General features: G+C 55.8%; 10 protein-coding genes. 3 read left to right on the forward strand and 7 right to left on the reverse strand.

What is annotated here, in order from left to right:
• Positions 1 to 20: 20 nt before the first annotated feature.
• Positions 21 to 3,032: a glycosyltransferase gene (locus HLH35_RS04300; protein ID WP_182977926.1), complete on the reverse strand. Its 3,012-nt coding sequence runs from the start codon at positions 3,030 to 3,032 to the stop codon at positions 21 to 23.
• 966 nt (positions 3,033 to 3,998) lie between these two features.
• On the opposite strand from HLH35_RS04300, the gene HLH35_RS04305 reads away from it, so the two are divergent.
• From HLH35_RS04305 to HLH35_RS04315, 3 genes are all read left to right on the forward strand, one after another.
• On the forward strand, positions 3,999 to 5,873 hold the full coding sequence (locus tag HLH35_RS04305) for an HAD-IIIC family phosphatase (protein ID WP_408870093.1): 1,875 nt from the start codon (positions 3,999 to 4,001) through the stop codon (positions 5,871 to 5,873).
• A 243-nt stretch (positions 5,874 to 6,116) separates the two neighbouring features.
• The gene (locus HLH35_RS04310; protein ID WP_182977927.1) at positions 6,117 to 7,868 is read left to right on the forward strand and encodes a glycosyltransferase family 2 protein; all 1,752 of its coding nucleotides are present in this window, start codon (positions 6,117 to 6,119) and stop codon (positions 7,866 to 7,868) included.
• A gap of 31 nt (positions 7,869 to 7,899) precedes the next feature.
• Positions 7,900 to 9,636: a glycosyltransferase family 61 protein gene (locus tag HLH35_RS04315; protein ID WP_182977928.1), complete on the forward strand. Its 1,737-nt coding sequence runs from the start codon at positions 7,900 to 7,902 to the stop codon at positions 9,634 to 9,636.
• Between the two features lie 49 nt (positions 9,637 to 9,685).
• Here the strand turns inward: HLH35_RS04315 and HLH35_RS04320 are convergent, their stop codons facing one another.
• The 6 genes from HLH35_RS04320 to HLH35_RS04345 form a co-directional block, all read right to left on the reverse strand.
• Positions 9,686 to 11,836 carry a hypothetical protein gene (locus tag HLH35_RS04320; RefSeq protein WP_182977929.1) on the reverse strand — a complete coding sequence of 717 codons (2,151 nt, stop codon included), beginning with the start codon at positions 11,834 to 11,836 and terminating at the stop codon, positions 9,686 to 9,688.
• Positions 11,837 to 12,300: 464 nt separating this feature from the next.
• On the reverse strand, positions 12,301 to 13,050 hold the full coding sequence (locus HLH35_RS04325; RefSeq protein WP_182977930.1) for a polysaccharide pyruvyl transferase family protein: 750 nt from the start codon (positions 13,048 to 13,050) through the stop codon (positions 12,301 to 12,303).
• Between the two features lie 81 nt (positions 13,051 to 13,131).
• Positions 13,132 to 16,056, reverse strand: coding sequence for a glycosyltransferase (locus tag HLH35_RS04330; protein WP_182977931.1), 2,925 nt, complete (start codon positions 16,054 to 16,056; stop codon positions 13,132 to 13,134).
• A gap of 96 nt (positions 16,057 to 16,152) precedes the next feature.
• Positions 16,153 to 16,941 carry a glycosyltransferase family 2 protein gene (locus tag HLH35_RS04335; RefSeq protein ID WP_182977932.1) on the reverse strand — a complete coding sequence of 263 codons (789 nt, stop codon included), beginning with the start codon at positions 16,939 to 16,941 and terminating at the stop codon, positions 16,153 to 16,155.
• On the reverse strand, positions 16,934 to 18,772 hold the full coding sequence (locus tag HLH35_RS04340; RefSeq protein ID WP_246384818.1) for a CgeB family protein: 1,839 nt from the start codon (positions 18,770 to 18,772) through the stop codon (positions 16,934 to 16,936). Before HLH35_RS04340 ends, HLH35_RS04335 begins: the two co-directional genes overlap by 8 nt.
• A gap of 560 nt (positions 18,773 to 19,332) precedes the next feature.
• The coding region (locus tag HLH35_RS04345; RefSeq protein WP_182977933.1) for a TolC family protein at positions 19,333 to 19,678 on the reverse strand (346 nt) is incomplete at its 5' end.

Here is a 19,678-nt window from a genome sequence, read left to right on the forward strand (position 1 = left end):
TCTTCGTTGTGCCTTGCATGTCAGTGCGGGGGGATCTGCCATGGGTTCATCAGCACCATGGCAAGAGAGGCGACAGACAGATGCAAGGGAATGACGCACCCATTGCCGGTGGCCCGGACTCGTTCGGCTGGTGTTCCGATATCGAATGTGATCACGGGCAATTCCTGTCGCCAGAATTCGGTCAGGACAAAAGACCAGGTTTCCGGCCAGATTGCCGGCAGAAAGCCCCAGTCGCAGGGGTGGGCCCGAATCAGCGCAGGCAGTTCCTCGCTGCTGTATCGTCCGGTAATCTCGACTACGCCGGTGGCTAACAGGCGCTGGTCATCGCAGGTAAAGCCGATAATGACAAAGCGCAACGGCAGGGCATTATCCGCGATGTGCCGGGCCAGGGCGAGCAGGATATTGAATCCTTTCTCTTTGCTGATGGCGCCGATCAATAATATTCGACGTATGTCCTGCGGCGCTTTGGGAGGAAAAATGGCGGCACGAAGTGGTGTCGCCGGCTCCCACGAGGCTAGGGTCACCGAGGCGCTGGTATGGCGGCGGTATCGATGGGCGACATCCTGGCTGGGCGCGATGACGGCCTTAGCTCGCTGGAACAAATCGTCGCTCAACTCCCTCAGCAGCGATGGAGCGATGTCGTCATCGTTCTGGGAGCCCAGATCGGTGACACAGCGTTGGCAAATGTCCGGAGTCGGCTCGCCACAATATAGATCGTTGTACGATACTAATGTAATGCGCGGACAGAGCCATGAATAATCATGGAGATAGACGACATAATCGATACCGAAGCGAGATATCCGGTGAACGTCCCGGATTCCGGCACCGACATAGCTGTGGATCTCGATCCGGTCGCAACCGAGCGCGACGAAGAGCGTGCGCAGCTCCATACCATGTCGGGGCATGATGATATTCGGGTAGTCTTCCGGCAGGAAGGGTTCGATCTTCCAGCATGATTCGGCCGTACCGTCAGTATGACCGGGCGAAATGATCAGGGACATCCGTCCAGTTTCCAAGTTGTTGCATGCGCGTTCACGAACGAAACGCTGGACGCCCCCCTCCCTATCGTGGGTTATCAGTGCTGTTACAGGCCGTTCGCGGATCGTATCGCGCAGGCGGACCAGATCCAGATCGCGACGCAGGGGGGCCAGCGGATCGCGCGCCAGCCATGCCTGAATCATCCCGTCATATCCGGGATGCAGGCCGTTGAGGATCGCCAGATTGCGGCGGATCAGGTCGTTACGGACCGCGCTGAAGGATTGCCCTTCCGCATGGCCGACATAGGTGCCCAGACACGCCACGTGCCGCCATCCCAGAGCAGCAGCACGGCGGCAAAAATCATTTTCCTCACCATAGCCCTGCGCAAAAACATCCTCCCGAAAAAGGCCTGTCTGATGCAGGCACTCCGCGCGGATATACATGCAGTAGCCATGGGCAGTGGGAACGTCGATCAACGCATTGTCGTCACGGGCGGCCAATAGTTCCGCAATCTCGACGACCCTTTCATAGGATGGAATGGGATTGATGCTATCTGAGCGCGGATAGCTGAAGATGGTCGCCGCGTTGGACAAAGGCGTGGCCGTGCCGATATCGGGCGCGCGATAAACCGTGCGCTGCAGCGCATCGATCCAACGTGGCGGCGGCAGCGTATCGCTATTCAGCAAGATAACATCTTCATCTGGCGCAACGGTGTGCAGGCCGCGATTGGCCGAGAAGGTGAATCCCTTGTTCTGGGGGTTGGTCAGGACCGTTACGCCCGCCAGTTCGACGAGCGTATCGAGGAAGGCGGTAATGCGTGGGTCGGGAGAGCAGTCATTGACGATGACAACGCGATTACGCAGGTCGCGATGTTGTAAAACCCGTGTAATGCAGGTTCTGGTGATTTCATAGCCGCGATAAACCGTGATAATGACCGCGACCCGGCGGTTGGGATGAGTCGTTGCCTCAATTTCCTGTCTAGCGAAACGGGGCGTGTAAAGCGTGGGAAACGGCTGGCTGAAGGAGGGCTTCACCGGCGTGGGGTGGCCGCTGGGGAACCGGGTGGCGACCCATTCAGCCTGTGCACGAGCATAGCGCTGTCCGGCGAGGGGATCGATCGGGCTGCCGTAAAAAGCGCGGCCGAAGCGATCGGTGACGGTGACGGCTTCTGTCCGGGCGCCTTGCAACTCCTGCCAGGGAATAACGAACTCCGTGCGCGGCTTCTCGACCTGCAAGAGCGAGGCGTATATATCAGGTGGTTTGCCGGACAGGCTGTTGCCGCCTGGTTTGATTGTACCATCAAACAGCAATCGGTTTTCGCCGGCCGTCTGTATCCGAATCCTGTCGCCCGCATGCAGATTGCTGGGGTAGCGGCACCAGCCGCTTAGTCCTTCGGGACTGCCCTCAATAAAGGCTTCGAAGTTCCATATCGCGCTACTGTCGATGCTGCTGCCCAGCAGATTGCGGCCGTCCTGAAGGATATCGATGCGCGGAAGACTAGGCGGCAGATCGAACGGCGTGACATCCCAGATTTGATAGCCAGGACATTGCGCACGCAAGGCCAGGTCGACCGGTTGCTCTCGCCCGTCATGGTACAGGACGAGGCGGCCCGTCGTGTGATCGGGCAGGCCTACAACCAGTCCTCCGTCGGCCATCATGCCGCACCACCCTGGGCCGTGACTGGCGTCGGCGATGGTGCTGAACAGCGTGAAGGCGATTTCGGGAAAGATGATCGCTGTTTCGCTTAAAAGCGCATGAAGTTCGGTTGCGGCCACGTCGTGACCGCTGAAATGCATTCGTGTGATCAGCAGAAAGAAGCGGGCCAGAGGTGATCGCGTAACCATGGCCAGAAACTCGAACACCTCTGACGCGCGTGGTTCGCCCGACACCAACCGACAGAAGCCGATCCCCATTGTGATGTCACGTGCACGGGGATGCACGCGCTGTAAATATTCCAATCGAGGCAGGAGGACATCAGGAGAGAGCGAAATGCCCTGCAAATTATCATATCGATATGCCAGAATATGAATATGATGATTGCATATATCTCTCACGAATCTATCGATATATGGAGTCATAATTAGGCTATATACCTTCGATTGTATAAAAGGCCGAACTCTGCTCCACGACGAAGATGGCAACCGCAGACATATATTATCGATTGCATGTCAATGCGTGCTGCGATGTCATTGAGTCGAGCAATGACGCCAAGCATTATAATCGATCCGCGAACGGGCCCTTTTTTCCGAAGAATCTTTTTTGAAAAAGGGAAATATGTGAACAATAATGGCAGAATGAAAACGCCGCAGTATCCGCCATCTGCCACCTCATGCAAAATATCAAAAGAACACCCTTTCTAATCGGGTAGGGTAAAAAAAAAGTAAAATTTTTGAAGAAAAGGAAATTAAGAAAAAGGTAAGGAAGAAAATATATTGATTCCGTGATGGCGCGTTTAGGGGAAATCCATCATATCCGAAAGGGAGCCTACCGACGCCATCTGTCGGAGAGGAGCGTCTGTGTGAAAGAACGTCCTAAAACGCAGGCGCGTCTGCGGTGGCAATTTTTGAAGAATCATATTCAAAAAACGTACGAGTCGTCGATGCCGGGATCCTGAAGTGCGCAGGACAAAAAGCGAATGCAATGGCCGTACATTATCATTTTCGACAGATGGATCTGAGATGAAAATTGTCACGAACCGCGACGAATCCGCACCCGGCCTGTCAGCGAGAGTGTCCGGGGTTCCGTTCATTTTCGGCCCTCTCTCAGGCGATGCGCTCTCGGACAATTTCATTCTCGATAAAAGTGGACATGTGGAAGGATATGTTCACGATAATGAGAAATTCTGGGAGGCGCGTGACGGCAAGATCGTCATAATGAATAAAAACGGCCTCGCTATGTGGGAGTCCGTTGGAATAATGGAATCCGATGGGCGTATCGATAAAGTCATATTGTGCTGCCCGGCCGTTCCGGAAACGAAGTTTATTATGACGCGTAATGACAGGGTGCCAGAAGATATGTCCGTGAACCAGCCGACAGCCGAATCCAGTGTCGTGCGAGACGTCGATTATCTCTTCCCCGACGAGCTGGAAGTATCCGACAGCGGCATCAACCGCGTTCTGCTGATCGGCTCGTGCCTGACGTCGCTGTATTTCGAGGGATTCAGCGGATTATATCCGGATATGTCGTTCGACTACATACCGTATAATTTCATCAGCGAAATTCCGAACGATCCGCCGGCCCCGATCACGGAGTATAATTTTCAGTATGTGCAGATACCCCTGCGCAGCGTCATCAGCGACCGGGTGATCTGGGGCCAGAATTTTCTGAAGGCGGATTTCGGCGAGGAAATCCTGCGGGACGGATATAACGTCATCGACGCCATGCTTGAAACGGCAATGGCCTACAATATCCGGCATAAGATATTGACGTTCGTTTCCAATTTCATCGTCCCGCAGCGCAGCACGGCGCCCAGCCTTCATGACGGGTTCGGCGCGAGGGACCTGTGCTGGATCGTCACGGAACTGAATGCCTATCTCGCGAAGAAAGTGTCGGAATATGACAACGCCTATGTCGCGGACATAAATTCCGTGGCGTCTTCGATCGGGAAGCAATATGTGCTGGACGACATCATCTATTTCTATTCTCATGGCGGCGTGATCTACCAGGATTGGGATGATTTTAATGCCATTCCACGGAATGAGCCCATTCCGGATATCAGCCATGTGTATGACATAAAGAAAGAACAGTTCCTGCGCGCGGCGTTTCGCCAGGCCGAGTGCCTGTACCGAACGGTCCGGCAGGTCGACCAGGTCAAGGTCGTGGTCTTCGATCTCGATAATACGCTATGGCGCGGCCAGATTGCCGAGAACTACCGGAGCGATACCATGCCGTGGCCGCGCAGGGATGGCTGGCCCCTGGGCTTATGGGAAGCTGTTCATTATCTGCGCGCACGGGGCATCCTGGTCGCGCTCTGTTCCAAGAACGATCTCGAGCATGTCAGGGAACGGTGGGACGATGTGGTGGACCCCAGATTCATCTCGCTGGACGATTTTGCCTCCATCAAGGTCAATTGGGAGCCGAAGGCGAAAAACATCGAGGAAATATGCCAGGAATTCAACGTAAAGCCCAAGAGCGTCATATTCGTCGACGATAATCCGGTGGAGCGCGAGGCCGTTGCCTCGGCTTTTCCGGATATCCGCACGATCGGCGGAAACCCTTACCTGACCCGTCGTATTCTTCTGTGGGCGGCCGAAACCCAGATCGTCCGGATGACGACCGAATCGGAAAGGCGCGAGGAGATGATCCGGGGCCAGATCCGGCGCGAGGAAACACGCAGTTCCATGAGCCGGGAGGAATTTCTGAAGTCCCTTAGGTGCGAAGTTGCCTTCATTGAAATCAGTTCCATTCAGCAGGCCGAGTTCGGCCGTGCGATCGAACTGACGAACAAGACGAACCAGTTCAACACCACCGGGAAAAGATGGCAGTTCGAGGAGGTCTCGGGCTTTCTGGCAGCGGGCGGCCGCATATTCGCGTTCCACGTTGCGGATAAATTCACGGAATATGGGTTGGTCGGCGTCGTCTACGTCAAGGGAAGCGAGATCGTCCAGTATGTCATGAGCTGCCGCGTCCTCGGTATGGGTGTCGAGGAATTCGCGGTTGGAAAAATCGCCTCCATCATGAGAGAGCAGGGAGACAATCGCGAGATTCGCGCGAGCATCACATATACGAAGGATAATACGCCGTGCCGGAATATCTATATTCAGTGTGGATTTTCCGAGGCCGGGTCTGAAGGGGAGACAAGATATTTCTCCCTTCCCGCTGGACAGGCAGCCAGGGAGGTGACGCATATAAAGGACACTTCCTCCCTTTCCTCCGCGTCACGGCAGTCGGACTGACGTCGGTCGTTTCGGAGCGGAGTCCGTTATGAAAGATCGTTGCGTGGCGCGTTTCATGAACTGGCAGAGGACGTCCGTGCCGTGAATCAACCGGACAGAATCCTGAATCAGCCATCGCAGGCACGCCATCGTTCGGGGAACGAGATGTATAAGACCTACAGGGTTACGGACCATTTCGGGCGGCCGATGGTAGTCGAGGACGGGCACATAAAACCGGGCCGGAACCAGGAGACGGGCACCCGCATGACGCTTCTGGTGCCGGAAAGCGAGCAAAACGGCGGCTATCTGATGTTTAGCCGGGGCGGCCCGTTCTCTTTTGATTTCGACCCCTATGTGAGCAGGTTTCATTATGTCGATCTCCGTCGTGATGAGAGCGGAGCGGTTGCTCTTGTCATTCCGGGGACCGGTCTTTTCTTATCCAGTCATCCGGATGGATATTATTTCTGCGAGCGCCGTCAGGCCATGGAGTGGGAACTTTTTACGCTCGACGACATATCAATCGAAGATGAACAAGATCGGTCTTACGCCGGAAAGATCTATGAATCCATATTCAAATTCAACGAATACATAGAGGCCGGAATTGACCGCAAATATATTTCCTGTCATGAGAAGCGACTTCTCCTGGATGGGCTTCTGGCCAGCGTAAAGAAGATCGCACTGGAAACCCTGGAGGATTTTGCGGGGTATATTGTTAATGATCCGGAGTGGATTGAGGTTATTTGCGATGGCAACAGGGATGTGTGGAGTGAGAATGCGCTTCGACCCCTGATAAGGTGGCTGCGTGACCGGGATGGCTACGAGAAGCCGGGCAATCTGATAGATGAACGATATGATTTCCTGAGTTGGGGAATCGTGCCGCCTGAAGGTTTCGGCGTGCGCCCCCGTTGCCCAGTCGAAATAATCGTTCGGGCCATACGAGCGAGGGTCGAGCCCAGAAAGGATTTCTGTGTTCTGGCGACCGCCCGAAACGAGGGAATATATCTCGCGGAATGGATTTCCTATTACAAGTCGATAGGATTTGAAAAGGCATTTATATATATAAATGACTGCATCGATCATTCAGAGAGAATTCTGGCTTCCATGGAGAAGCGGAGATTCGTCTCCTATTTCGAAACTGTGTCCGGAGAAGGCGTTAATGTCCAGGGGAAGGCATATAGCCATTGCCTGTCATTTGTGCCGGAAATATTGGATTATAAATGGGTTCTGATCGTCGATCTTGATGAATTGTTTGTCTACGATAGAAGGGCCTTCGCTGATCTTAAGCAATATTTCTCTTTTATCGAGAGGCGGGAGACTGATAGCGTTGCTTTTGACTGGATTAATATTGGGAGTGGCGGCCAGATAGTGTGGCGAGACAGGCCCTTCTTCGAAAGATTTTCCCGGTCTGGCTATCATGAGGCGAACAAGATCAAGACCGCATTCAGGCCCCAGAGAGCCGCGACCTCATATCCTCATTTTCCGATTGAATATGACAATTACTCGTTTATCAGACGAAATAGCGTGGGTTCTCTTATCAGGACAAGATTGCATGAGGAGCGTCATGGTGTATTGGGAAAGCACGTAAATGACGATCCCGACAGCAGATTTGCTGTCATATATCATTATTATTTCAAATCGATCGAAGAATTTATTTGGAAATCATCGCGGAATCGCGGCGATCATCCCAAGAGCGCCGAGATACGCGATGTGGCGTTTCACGAGGAGCTTGTGCGTTATTTTCTGGAGAAGTTCGAGATCGAGGATCGCTCGACATCAGGAAATCCGTGTTTTCCAGATATCAGCCTGATCGCTGACAGGTACCATGAAGAATATGACAGTCTGATGGAGGATGATGAGGTCAGGAAGGCGGTAGGTGATAACGGCGATTTATATAGAAAGAAATTCGCCGACCTGATCTCCATAATGGTGGCCCGCAAGGCATGCTATCGCGAGAACCAACTCAAAATGCTCAACATGATCATCGACGCAGCTAGCTGCGTAGAGCAATCGTCCTAGAGTTCTACAATACGTAAAAAAGGTATGTGGTATGTCGATGGGCGCTAGAGAGAAAATCCTGATTCTCAGGACGATGTGGCCATTCCAAGGGACGCTGCCAAGAACCTTCGTGAACTATGATGTACAGGAAATTGACACTCTGGATGATGCAGCTTCATTCCCTGAGGCAAAGATTCTCCTGACTGCCCTGGTTTTGACGCATGCTCCCGATCTCGAAAGTGCCGGAAAATTCATAAAGGAGGCCGCCCGCCGCTTTTCCGTTGTCATGTTCTATGAACCAAGTTCGCAGCCCCGGACTTATCTCGCGGCGCTGGGCTATAAGAGCCATCATGAAAATTACCAGGAAAATTGTCTGATCGGTGAAATAGACTTAAAGTTCTTTAGCCGGATCGGACGAGAGACGAGTGTCTATCGGGTTGAACATTATGGCGGGGGGGCAACCTTCGATATTCGCGCGCCCTGGATTGTTCCCCTGGATCAGCCGGGCGATATCGATTTCAATGAACTGGGGCATCGGCCTAATCATCTTTTCGAGCAACCGGTTTTTGAGATGTCGGCGTTTGTGATACGTGGTTTCAATGCGTTGCCTTTTACGCCCGGCCAGGATCTGGAGTTCATCGAGGCAAAGATATTGCAGCCGCACGGTCGGGCTGGCGGGTTTTTTCTGGAGGGGTTCCAGAGTCCTCGAAGACTTGGACGCGCCCTTTACACGACACCCGCCAACCCCATCGATCTGCTCAACTACCGTGTCATTCATGAACCTGCCGTGATTGTGGACGAGGCGATCTATGATAACGACCAGCGCGCCAAGACGCTGGAAAGATGGCGCGGCATGTTCGCGTCGAAATGGCTTGACCTATCGATTAATGAATTACCGAATTGCGTCATCGGAGGTTCCGGATTCATTTTTTCCGACGGCGTGCCCGTTCACGGAAGCGATTATTTGATACCGTATCTTTATACGTCGCTCTACCAGCCCATCTGGACCGGCCTGCAACGGCCCCATCCCCGCCGCCATCTTCCGGGCGTGTCCATCATGGGTTTTAATCATCTGTATGACAATTACTATCATTTCCTGGCCGAGGCATTGAATGCGATCGCTCTTTGCCAACAGGCCATCGAGAATACATATATAGAGAAAGTATATATTATAACAGGAAAATTGAATGGCGTTAGAAGGGAGTATCTGGATATTCTCCTCGCGGGGAACGACCGCATTGAGATCATCGACCTTGATCGTGACGAGTACGTCACAACGGATCGGACGCTTTATTGCGACCATTTGCTTGGTCGCTCCGTTCCGCAGCCTGTCCTGGTCGCGGAGCGTGTGGCGTTTCAACAGAAAATTCTTGAAAATTCCGGTCTTCTTCGGATCGATCGTGGCGATCGTTTGATCTACCTATCTCGTCAGGATACGAAGGCACGTCCGATCCTAAACGAGGAGGCCCTCATCGAGCGCCTGCGCGGGTTGGGATTCGAGATTTATCTTGCCACGGGAAAGCCGGTTCGGGAGCAGATCCAAATGTTCCGCGAGGCGCGCCTTGTGGTTGCGGGACATGGTGCCGGGGTTTCGAACATGCTGTTCGCGCGGGAGGATGCTGCCCTTCTGGAACTCATCCAGGCCAGCTACCTGAATGTCGGGCCGATGCGCCTGACTCAACTGTCCGGTGCCCGTTATCATTCCCAGCTTTTTTTCGAAGAGGGCGAACATAACGGATGGTATGTCGATATTGAACGCGTTGTGCGGGCAATTGGACAATTGATGTAGAGGAAACGGGGCGGAAGCCGCCCCGGAATGGCGCACGGGACGCGGTGGCTTACTCGTGCAGGGCATCGTTCATTTCGTCGGTCCACATGGCGGATTGTGCGTTCCAGACCACATCGACGCCGGTGCGACCGTGCAAACGGCAGTCTGAACAGCGTGCATGTGCACCATCCGTCAGGCCGGAGGTCGGAAGCCTGTGCCGGGTAAAGGCTGGAAATCCGGGGAGGATTCCGTCCGAACGCATTGCCACAAGGCGGACTTCCTTCCAGCGATTGGGGGCAACGCAGACATAGTGATTGTCGGTGTCATCGGTAAATTGTCCGGCGGAGCAGGGGGCCGAGGGCGATAAGGGGGTCGACAGCCTTTCCTGGAGATATCCCCCATCCACGACCAGGCCGTCCTTGAACGTCGCCGTGCCATAGAGGGTGATGCGGTTATCATTCCGTATTTCGACGGCCGGAGTCGGATTGGGGTGTCCATGTTGCCCCGCCACGGCACCCAGCATGAGGCCGCCTGCACCGCCGAGGACGTCCGAGTCGTTGCGTCCGCCCCACAGGTTGGTGCCGATCGTCGTTCCGCGCGCTGGATAGGCAGCAGCGGCAGATAAGGTACTGTGCATGCCGGCGGAGAGGGTCGCGATACCGTCGGAGGAAAGATGCTCGTCGTCGCCGATCCGGAAGGAGGGGCGTCCGTTGATCGTGTACGTCAGGCCATCCTTGGGACTGTAGCCCAGGAGATGCCTGTTCTGACCGTCTCGGGTCCCATCGGCCGACAGGTCCAGATACATGTCCGGCTGTAGCCGGGCAAAGACATGGTAGTGTGTCGTGGGGTCGAACCGGGCTTTCGACATGTCAATGATCGCATTGTAGATATAGTCTCCCTCTTCTTCGAGGACGGTTCCGATGCGCTCATAATAGCCGTTTGACGGATCATTTGCGCCGCCGACGCTTATGATCGAGCCCAGGTCGTAGGTATAGGGGCCGAGGCATGTCCATGACAGGTCCCCATCGGTCGTGACCGCGGAGTTCCTGAAGATCCAATTCGGCTCGTCATGCCCGCTGACGGCGTCCTTGACGCCGGTCAAATCTCGTTTCGTCGGCAAGGCATAGAACATCCATTCATGCCCGTTGTCGGCCGGGTTGTTGACCGTTATCATCTGATACATGTGATAGGATTTGGCGCCAACCCAGCGTAGTCTGGGGTCACTTTTCCGGTTTATGTTATGATTGGTGGTAATCCAGAACATCTTGCGCGTCGTGGCCGTCGGATCATAGGCCGAGGATGTGTCTTCCGGACCCACGCCGCCCATATCCTCCTCGTTCATGAAGCGTCCGATACAATATACATGGTCGGCGGAGGGGGGGCAGGTGTAGGGTTGAAAATCATACATTTCCTGTATGTTGTCCCAGGACCAGTTGGTGCCATAATTTTCCGTATGGTCCCATCGATTGACGTCGAATCCCCCATAATAGTTGCGTCCCATCGAATACATGTTGAATACGGCATTGTCCGCGTAGCCGGAACTGCTGGTGGTCGTGTACGTGGAGAATTTTGCTGAAATGCTTCCCTGCGTATTGGCATTGTGGTTGTCGTTGATATGAATGAAAGAAATCATCGGCTTGTTCGATTTGTCGAGGGCGCCACTGTCGACGCGTGAAAATTCGACGTCGGAGCCATCGCCCCCAGTACCGTGCATTTCGGACGTGACGCCGTTCCCGAAATACGGTGCACCGAAGCCGAGATCGTAGATGTCGAATCCCGGACGGTGCCGGAGTCCCCCGGGAACGTCGACGAAGACCGTCGACGCCGGCGAGGGGGGAACGAATTTCGCGGATGGCCAGATACCTCCGGGGACGACAATCTTCCTACCGTCTTTATTGTTCGCAAAGACGCTGGATATAAGGATTTCGTCCGACTGCGCGTGGGCGCCGTCCAGCAGCGCGCCGGCGCGCGCGACGTTCAGGTCGTCGCCAGGAGCCGATCCGGTGCTGCCGGGCAATAGCGATACAGCGCCATCATTCGTGGCCCAGGCGGGGGGACCGGCATTTGGGTCGACTATATTTGTCGGGGTCTGGGCGATCGTCGCCGGCGGCATGGATGCGAGCAGCGCGACGAATAGGAGGAAACTGGTTGCGCGAGTCAGGGCTGCCTCCTGTCGGATTTGGGAGTCTGTTGTCTTGCCGGGCGGAGTCGTGCACGACATGCCTGCCACGCTTGATCCGTTCCCAATCGGAGCGGCCAATAGACATATTTTTAGAGAATGAGGATGCTGGTTATCCTCTGGATGACGGCACTTGAATAATCTCGTCTGACTGTCGACGAATCTATAGATGAGCCGTACAACAATGATCTGAGAACGGTCGGCCTGCCCTCATCATTGGTCTATTCGCATTAAAAAATCATGAAGGAGATATTCTGGAACTTTTCTCTCACTCTTCTTTTTCTGTCCAAGTCTGGTCCTCACCCAAGGCGACGACGGCCCGACAATTCCTTTATCTCGGTGCCGCCCTCGAAAATCCGTTCGGAAACGAATCGAGAGTCCAGGACATTGACCATCACCATCCTGCCGGATCTGTCATGACGGTACCGCGTCGTTTCCGCCGGGACGGTGGCATCAACGATGTCCGATCCGGTGAAGCATATGGCCTGCGGCATGGGCCAGATCGATCAGAAGGGAAAATTCCTGATTAATCTGTTGCATATGAGGCTCATATTTCCGAAATGCGAGACATCGAAGATATCGCTGTCCAGCATATTGAGGTCGTCAAGAGCTTCACACAGGAAATTTCTCGATAATTTGCGCCCAATACCCGAGAAATAATCCAGGAATTTCCACATATCGCCGCCATGCAATGGGCCATTCCACAGCCATATGCTTGGAATCCTGTAAGAGTCCGCAAAGACAAGACCGTGCAGGCTACTGGAAGCGATAAACTCGCATCTGGATATCTGCTCCACGATCGACCTTACATCCGGATTTGTCGTGTCTATGATAATGGAGCGGCGCGTGTTTTCATGAATTCTCTTTACCCAATCCTGTTCCAGTTGCGAGTGATGCGGAATGATGCCCCAGGAATAGTCCTTTCGTCCGGTTTGCTCCCACATGGCCGAAACTAGAATGCCAGGGTCCCCGAATGGAACGCTGAGCGGGTTGTAGATATAGTTGGAAAAAAGACTATAGGTCAGCGGCCCCCGCAGAGCACTCAGCAGATATTTTTCCTGATTGAGCAGGACATCCGCTTCCAGAGAGCCGGTTCCCCAGACAACATAGGGACTTTTTCGGCTGGCCGTCTCCCATCCTTTTGTAAAAGACAATACACTTCCGACCGCCAGAAGATCGGCATCTTCCAGCGGAGCATGAATCACTCGCTTTCTGGAGATGAACTCAACGACCTCTCTGCTTATTTCATCCCCCATATTGTAGAAAGATTCGCATCTCCACCAATATAGCTTTATATACCTGACCATCGCATTATTCCTTTATTTTTTCCCGTCACATCACGGGGCGTTCAGGATTCCATCAATGGTTTCGGCATAGGTGCCACGATCGTTCTCCGTGGTGATCCGGGCCTGCAGGTTATAGCGCAGCCGGGCCCACAGTGCCGGATTGCCGTATGCATTTGCGATGACGCGGAGGAAGTCTACCTCGTCCCCGGTGCGGGCCTGCAGGATTTCGTGGCCGTCCTGCCAGCCCAGTTGCCGGCACAGAATGTCCGAGGCGACGGCGGGGAGGCCGTGGGCGGCGGCCTCGTGGAGCTTGTAGGGGATGCCGGCCGCGTAGCGGGTGGGTGCGATGAAGAGGCGGGCACTGTCATAGAGCGGCGCCAGGTCGGCATGTTCGCCGAGATAGGCGATGCGCGGCGATCGTGGCAGGCCGACCAGTGAGGCCGCAGGCCCGATATGGCCGGCCACCAGCAGTTTCGCGTCGTCGGGCAGGACATGCTCCAGCATCGGCCAGAGATGGGTGACAAGCCATTCGAGAGAATCGAAGTTCGGTGAATCGCGATGATGAATCGAACCGACGAAGAGCAGCCCGGATCGCTCTTTCCAAGGCCGGGGACCCGGTCGCGGGGTTTGCAGATGGCCCAGCACCGGGACGCCGGTGAAGCCATGGTCGGTCAGCAGGCGTGCGTCGAGCGCGTTGACGGCGACGATCCGGCTGGCGACGAACAGGCATTCGAATTCAGCGCGCAGGCGATCCGCCAGATCGGGCAGTCGATCCTCGGGGATGCCGTGCAGCCTGTCCTTCTGCTCGTCGCGCACCGAACTGACGGCTTCGGTATCCGCGACCAGCATGGTCCTCGACATCAGATGGGCGGTTCGCTCGATCACCGGGACCAGCCGGCGGACATTCTGGGTACGGGACATCCAGATCACGTCATAGAGGCCGGCCCGCTGCGCCAGGAAGGCGTCCAGGTCGGGCAGGTCCCGGTCCCATATGATTTCCACCGTGTCAGGGAAGGCCGTGTAGAGATGGCTCGGATGAACAAGCGGCTTGAAGATCGGGAAGATGGTGACCGCGTGCCCCGCCTCCGCCATCGTCGTGACGATATCGTTGGCGCGTGAGAAGCCGGACCCATAATTCCTGAGGGGGATTCGGTCGTCGATGAACAGGATACGTCGGGCGCCCGAGCGGGACGGCGATCGGGCGGTATTGGTATTCAGCTCGGACCTGACCAGCTTGCGCGACAGGTAATCGGTATGGCGGCCCATGAAGATAAGCCGGTTGCGATTGATGTAGCTTGCCCCCGAGGTGAGGTCCGACGAGCCATATTCGTAATGGATCGCGGTGACCGACGGGTCGTAGACGATTTCGTGTCCCGATTTCCAGACCCGGACGCAATAGTCCGTTTCCTCGTAATAGGCTGGAATATAGGCTTCGTCGAAACCGTCCAGCTGCCGCAGCAGGTCGGCTCTGGTGAACAGGCAGGCACCGGAGCAGGAATCGGCCTGGCGGACGAAATTCGCCTCGGGGATGTCGGGGCTCTTGCCGCGCATGTAGCCGGCGACGCTGCCGTCGCGGAAGATGATCGTGCCGGCTTCCTGAAGCATCCCGTTGGTGCGGACAAGTTTCGCGCCGACGACGCCGGTCCGGGGATGGTGGCGGAACCGCTGCAACGCGGCTGTAATCGCGCCCGGCTGGATTTCGGTATCATTGTTCAGGAACAGGACGACGGGGGCTTCGACATGGGCAATGGCGGCATTGCAGGCACGGACGAAACCGATATTGCCGGGAAAGTGCAGGATCGTGGCGCCGGTGACATAGCGTTGGAGGTCGCGTGTCTCGTCTTCCGAACCGCCATCGACCAGAATCAGGTGGAGGCCCCCGCCGTGCGATGCGCGCAGCGCCGTCAGGGCATTGATGGTCATGTTGAAATTATTGTGCAGGGCCATGATGATGCTGACATCCGGCCGCTCGTACGAGAAATCGAGCGGCCGGCGGGCCGCATTGATCGACAGGACGCTGCACTTTTTCTCGAACGCGTATTTCGTCGCGGTTTCCGCCAGCTCAAGAGCGGCGTCGACATCGGGGGAGACGCCCCGATCGCGGCAATAGGAGACGAAGATATCTGGCCGGCGGCCGTTCCGTAGCAATGCCTGGACGTAGGGGGAGTGGCCGTACTGGTCCAGGTCCACATCCGGATGCGGCTGGCGGCGTTCCTTCACCCCGTAGAGCAGGAAATGCTCGTATCCGCTGTTGAACTGTCCCGAGGCGATGGCATCGCGGATATCGGGATTGGATTCAACGTAGAACCGTTCTGAAAAATACGGGCATGGATCGTAGTGACCGTGGTTCTTGCCATACAGGTAGTGATGAAGGATCGAGCGCCATTCGCCACGTCGGATGGCGTCCAGGACCTCCGGATAGGATGTCATGTACCAGTCTGTGTCGAACCAGGCACTGTTTGAATATCCGGACTGGTGCGCCAGGTAATGGCGGAACGGTGTCCTGACGATCTCGTCCGATGTCGATTTTATATATTCGAACGGGCTGAAGAACCAGGACCCGCTGCGGAATTCGGCATCGCCGGTGCGGAGGTAATGGTCGTAGCCGTTACGCAGGCCGGTGTCGTTGCGCAGCAGGCGGCCGATATCGGGATTGGCAACGACATAATACTCCTCGTTGAACAGCCAGTGCGGGCTCCGGTCGCGATGGCCGATTGAGCGATAATGCTCGAACCCCGATACGTACCGTTTTTCGGCGATCGCCTGGCGCACGTCGGGATAGCGCGCGACATAATAGCATTCGTCGAAATACGGATTGGGCGAATAACCGCAGATGCCGGCGAGCCGCGGCAGGTCGCCGATTTCGTCGGGCTTGTCGGTCCCGACGACGTCCCTGATCTCGGGGTAGGTTGCTTTCATCCAGGCGAGATCGAAATGATCCCATGAAGGGGCGGGCGACGATATGTGGTCTGGCATGGAGCGCGCCCTGTCAGATGATTGTCGGCAGAGATCCGGGCGCATCGTGATTCGTGTTCCATCCCGTGGCGGCGCGGGTACCGGTCCTGGCGGTGCTCATGCCTGCGTTGGCAGCGGGCGCGGAGCCTTGGGATGGCGGTAGCGCATGATAATTTCGAGGTCGTAATGTGACTTGAACGCCTCGGTAGCGGTGCGCGAGACCTCATGAACCCGGTATTGGCAAAGGATTTCCGGCAGGAAGACGACATCGATGCCATGGTCGATGAATTTGAGCCAGAAATCATAATCCTCCCAGCCCTCTTCGATATGGGAGAAGCCGCCGACCCGGGACCAGGCCGACTTTTCGATCATGGCCATGATGTCGACATAGTTGTTCTTGTACATCCGTTCGACGTCCCAGAGGTCGGCTACGCCCACCTGGTTGCGGGTGCCGAATTCAACAAGCTGGGAATAGACGACCTGCGCGCCCGAACGGGTCATGCAGGCATGAAGCTTCGCGATGGCCGACGGCATGATCATGTTGTCGGCGTCCATGATGAAGAGCGTGTCGGACGGACAGAATTCTATGGCCGTGTTCCGGGATGCCGACGGCCCCTGGTTGATGACGTTGCGCAGCAACCGCGTCGAGACGAAGCGCTGCTTGTTGCTCGCCATCCAGTCCATGATGGTCGTCACGGAATCGTCGCGCCTGGAATTGTCGTCGATCACCACCAGGCTGAGTGGACCGTGAGTCTGGGCGGCGATCGAATCCAGGCAGGCGACGACATATTGTTCGTAATTATAATTGGTGACGATGACCGAGACATGGTCGCCATTGATGCTCCGGCGGCGCGTGACATGCTCGAAAAGGATTTCGGGCTGCGGTTTCCACGGCTTGTCATGCATCGATGCTGGTCCTCTGCCATATGGTTCCGATAAATCTGGCGATGTCGTTGATCTTGGATTTCTGGAGCTTCCGGTCGCTGAAGAGATGGAGGCAGGCATCCTGGATCTGCTGCGCGCGCGCGCGGCCGTCCGGCGTATCGAGCAGCCAGTTGATCAGGTGCGGCATATGACGTGGCGTTTCCGTCAGGAAATGGACGCCGCTGCGGTAGAGCGGCGTCGGCAGGCAGTCTTCCGTGACCACGACGGCGCCGCGTGCCGCACCTTGCTTGATGATGCGGTGCCATTCGAAATAGGGGTCGTCGTTGCGATGGATATTGAGGCAGATCTTGCTGTTCTCGGCGACATAGAAGGGCATGCGGGCCAGAATTTCGCTGGTGCCTTCCATCCGGATCGGGTCGTGCTGTTTGCGGTAGTAGAGAAAGCAGGTTCGCTCTGCCAGGGCGGCGGCATTGCGGGTGAAGAATTTCTCGCGCTTGGCGGAGGCATTGCCGAAGAAGCTGATGTCGATGCTGCGTTCCGCAATGGGCCTTTGTGTCGTGCCTGCCGTCTCTCGCTTCGCATCGTCGGGCAGGACGCGGAAAAGCGCATTGCTGCGGTCCTGTTCCGGAACCCTGGTTGGCGCGCTGTCGGGAATCGGGTCGAAATGGAAGCTCGGAATGCCGATCCCTTCGAAAAATTCCACGTTCTGGTATAGGAAGTCGATCACACCGGCTGACATGAGAAGATAGATCAGGCCACGGCTGAACCATGGAGTCTGGGGCTGTTCGGTATTGACCATGATCGACGAGCCGAGGATATCGTCGCGCTCCCAATGCTTCGCGCCGTCGAGGAAGAAGAATTCGTGCGGGGCGCAGAACAGGCAGAGGTCCGGCTTTGCATGCAGGGGGGTCTTCTCGGTTTCGAGCGTGGCATTCAGGCCGACCGATTGCAGATAGGCGACGAGATCTTCCGCGATATCCTTGATGAAACAATTGCCGTCGGTGTGATAGAAGACGCCCACACTGCCAGGTGCAGGTTGATTCCTGGCTGGTCGGGCACCGGGCTGATAGGTGGGGGTCTCATCCATCTTCATGCCGAGAATCTCGGCGATTCGCATCTTCGAGAAGATCGTGCGGCCCTCGGGAATGCCGTAGAGTATGGCATGCTGATGGGGCAGAAGCGTGGAAGTCTCGATATCCCGATTGAGAGTTTTATAATCACTGTCGGAATAAAAAGGAAATTTCTCAAGTCTCTGCGTCGCCAGGGACAGGGCGGCGCGATCGAATTTTTCGAGCAGGCCCCGATCGGAATAATCGTGGCCGAGATTGTTCCTGATATAATGAAGGAATGATGGTTCGTCGGGCGCGATCTCGCGCCTGAACTGATGGGTATAGGCCTGGTTATTATATTTTCTGTTGGGATTTCGTGCCGGTTCGTGGATGCCGTATTTGACGTAATGAACCAGGGGCAGGATATCCGAATCCCTGAGGTCGGGATTGCTCCTGACGTAGAATTCTTCGTCGAACAGATTGAAATGCAGAATCAGGTCGTAGAGATAGATTTCGAATGACGAAAGGACGACTGCCGCATTCTCGGGGCTGTACCGATTTCGCCTGACCAGGTCGAGGAATGGGTTGCCTTCGACATGTTCGAGACGAAAATCGGCGATATATTGTTGTGCGTCGAATTGGGGGTATGGCTTGCGATGGGTTTCGTATTGGCCATGCTGGATGTAGTGGAAGAGCGGATCGATCTGGCTTGCGGCAACGTCGGGATTGGCGGCGTTGTAGGCCGCATCGTCGAAGAGTCCCGATTCCTTGATCAGGACATAGAGCGTGCTGTCGTCTGTCATCAGGTCCCATCCAACAGGGGGTCTCATGGTGGAAGATGTTGACGGCTGTTCGTCCCTTTTCCCGGCATCGGCATTGCCGGGAGGCACGAGAGGCATCGAAGATCGGATTTGCCGCACCAAAGATAATCACGCGGATTATTATCGTCCGCATGCCGCTTTATCGGCAGATTTGAAATGAACGCGGCGAGTTTATAGCGTCATTTTGAAATAACTCCTTAATTTCATTAAAAAGACGTTTTGGTATATTGTTGTCCCGGAGTTCTGTTTTCGGGATGTTATGTGGACATTGTGAATAAATTTATAATGGCGACGCGGAGAGTGTGAACGATTCGCGTCCGGACTCATTCCTGCGCCGGCAATGCGGTCACGCAGGGAGTCGTGCGCCATCCGGCCGGTCGGACTTCGGGCGCTTCTGTCTTGCGGTATTGATGACGGGTCTTGACCGTGGGGTGCAGGATTCTGTCCTGCGCCCCGATCTGGCGATCTGCAAGGACCGCCAGCCTTCGGCCGCGATCCAGAGGGAACCAGTCGCGGCCGGCAGGCACCAGGGGAGGTCCCTGTTATTCCTTGAAGGCGCGGGCGATGATGTTCTGCTTTTCCAGCGAGACGGGCAGCGTGGTGGCGGTGACGGCCACGCCCTGCCAGCCCGCACCCATGGCGGTGTAGAGGTTGACCGCATCCTGCAAGCGCTCCAGCCGCGCCTCGGCCTCGGCATTCTCCGCCGCCAGGGCGGTGCGCTCGGTCGTCAGCACCTCGAGGAAGCCTACGAGGCCGGCGCTGTAGAGCTTGCGCGCGCGGTCGCTGGCCAGCCGGCTGTCCTCGGCCGCGCGGTGCAGCAATTCGGTATGTTCCACATCGTCATGCCAGGCCGCCATCGCGTCCTCGACCTCGCGGAAGGCCGTCAGC

Source organism: Gluconacetobacter asukensis (genome assembly GCF_014174375.1).
Classification (GTDB): Bacteria; Pseudomonadota; Alphaproteobacteria; order Acetobacterales; family Acetobacteraceae; genus Gluconacetobacter; species Gluconacetobacter asukensis.

Coding starts and splice junctions, on each gene's coding strand:
- HLH35_RS04310 (WP_182977927.1), top strand. CDS start 6,117: ATGACGCTTCTGGTGCCGGAAAGCGAGCAAAACGGCGGCTATCTGATG.
- HLH35_RS04315 (WP_182977928.1), top strand. CDS start 7,900: ATGTCGATGGGCGCTAGAGAGAAAATCCTGATTCTCAGGACGATGTGG.
- HLH35_RS04320 (WP_182977929.1), bottom strand. CDS start 11,836: ATGTCGTGCACGACTCCGCCCGGCAAGACAACAGACTCCCAAATCCGA.
- HLH35_RS04325 (WP_182977930.1), bottom strand. CDS start 13,050: ATGGGGGATGAAATAAGCAGAGAGGTCGTTGAGTTCATCTCCAGAAAG.
- HLH35_RS04330 (WP_182977931.1), bottom strand. CDS start 16,056: ATGCCAGACCACATATCGTCGCCCGCCCCTTCATGGGATCATTTCGAT.
- HLH35_RS04335 (WP_182977932.1), bottom strand. CDS start 16,941: ATGCATGACAAGCCGTGGAAACCGCAGCCCGAAATCCTTTTCGAGCAT.
- HLH35_RS04340 (WP_246384818.1), bottom strand. CDS start 18,772: ATGACAGACGACAGCACGCTCTATGTCCTGATCAAGGAATCGGGACTC.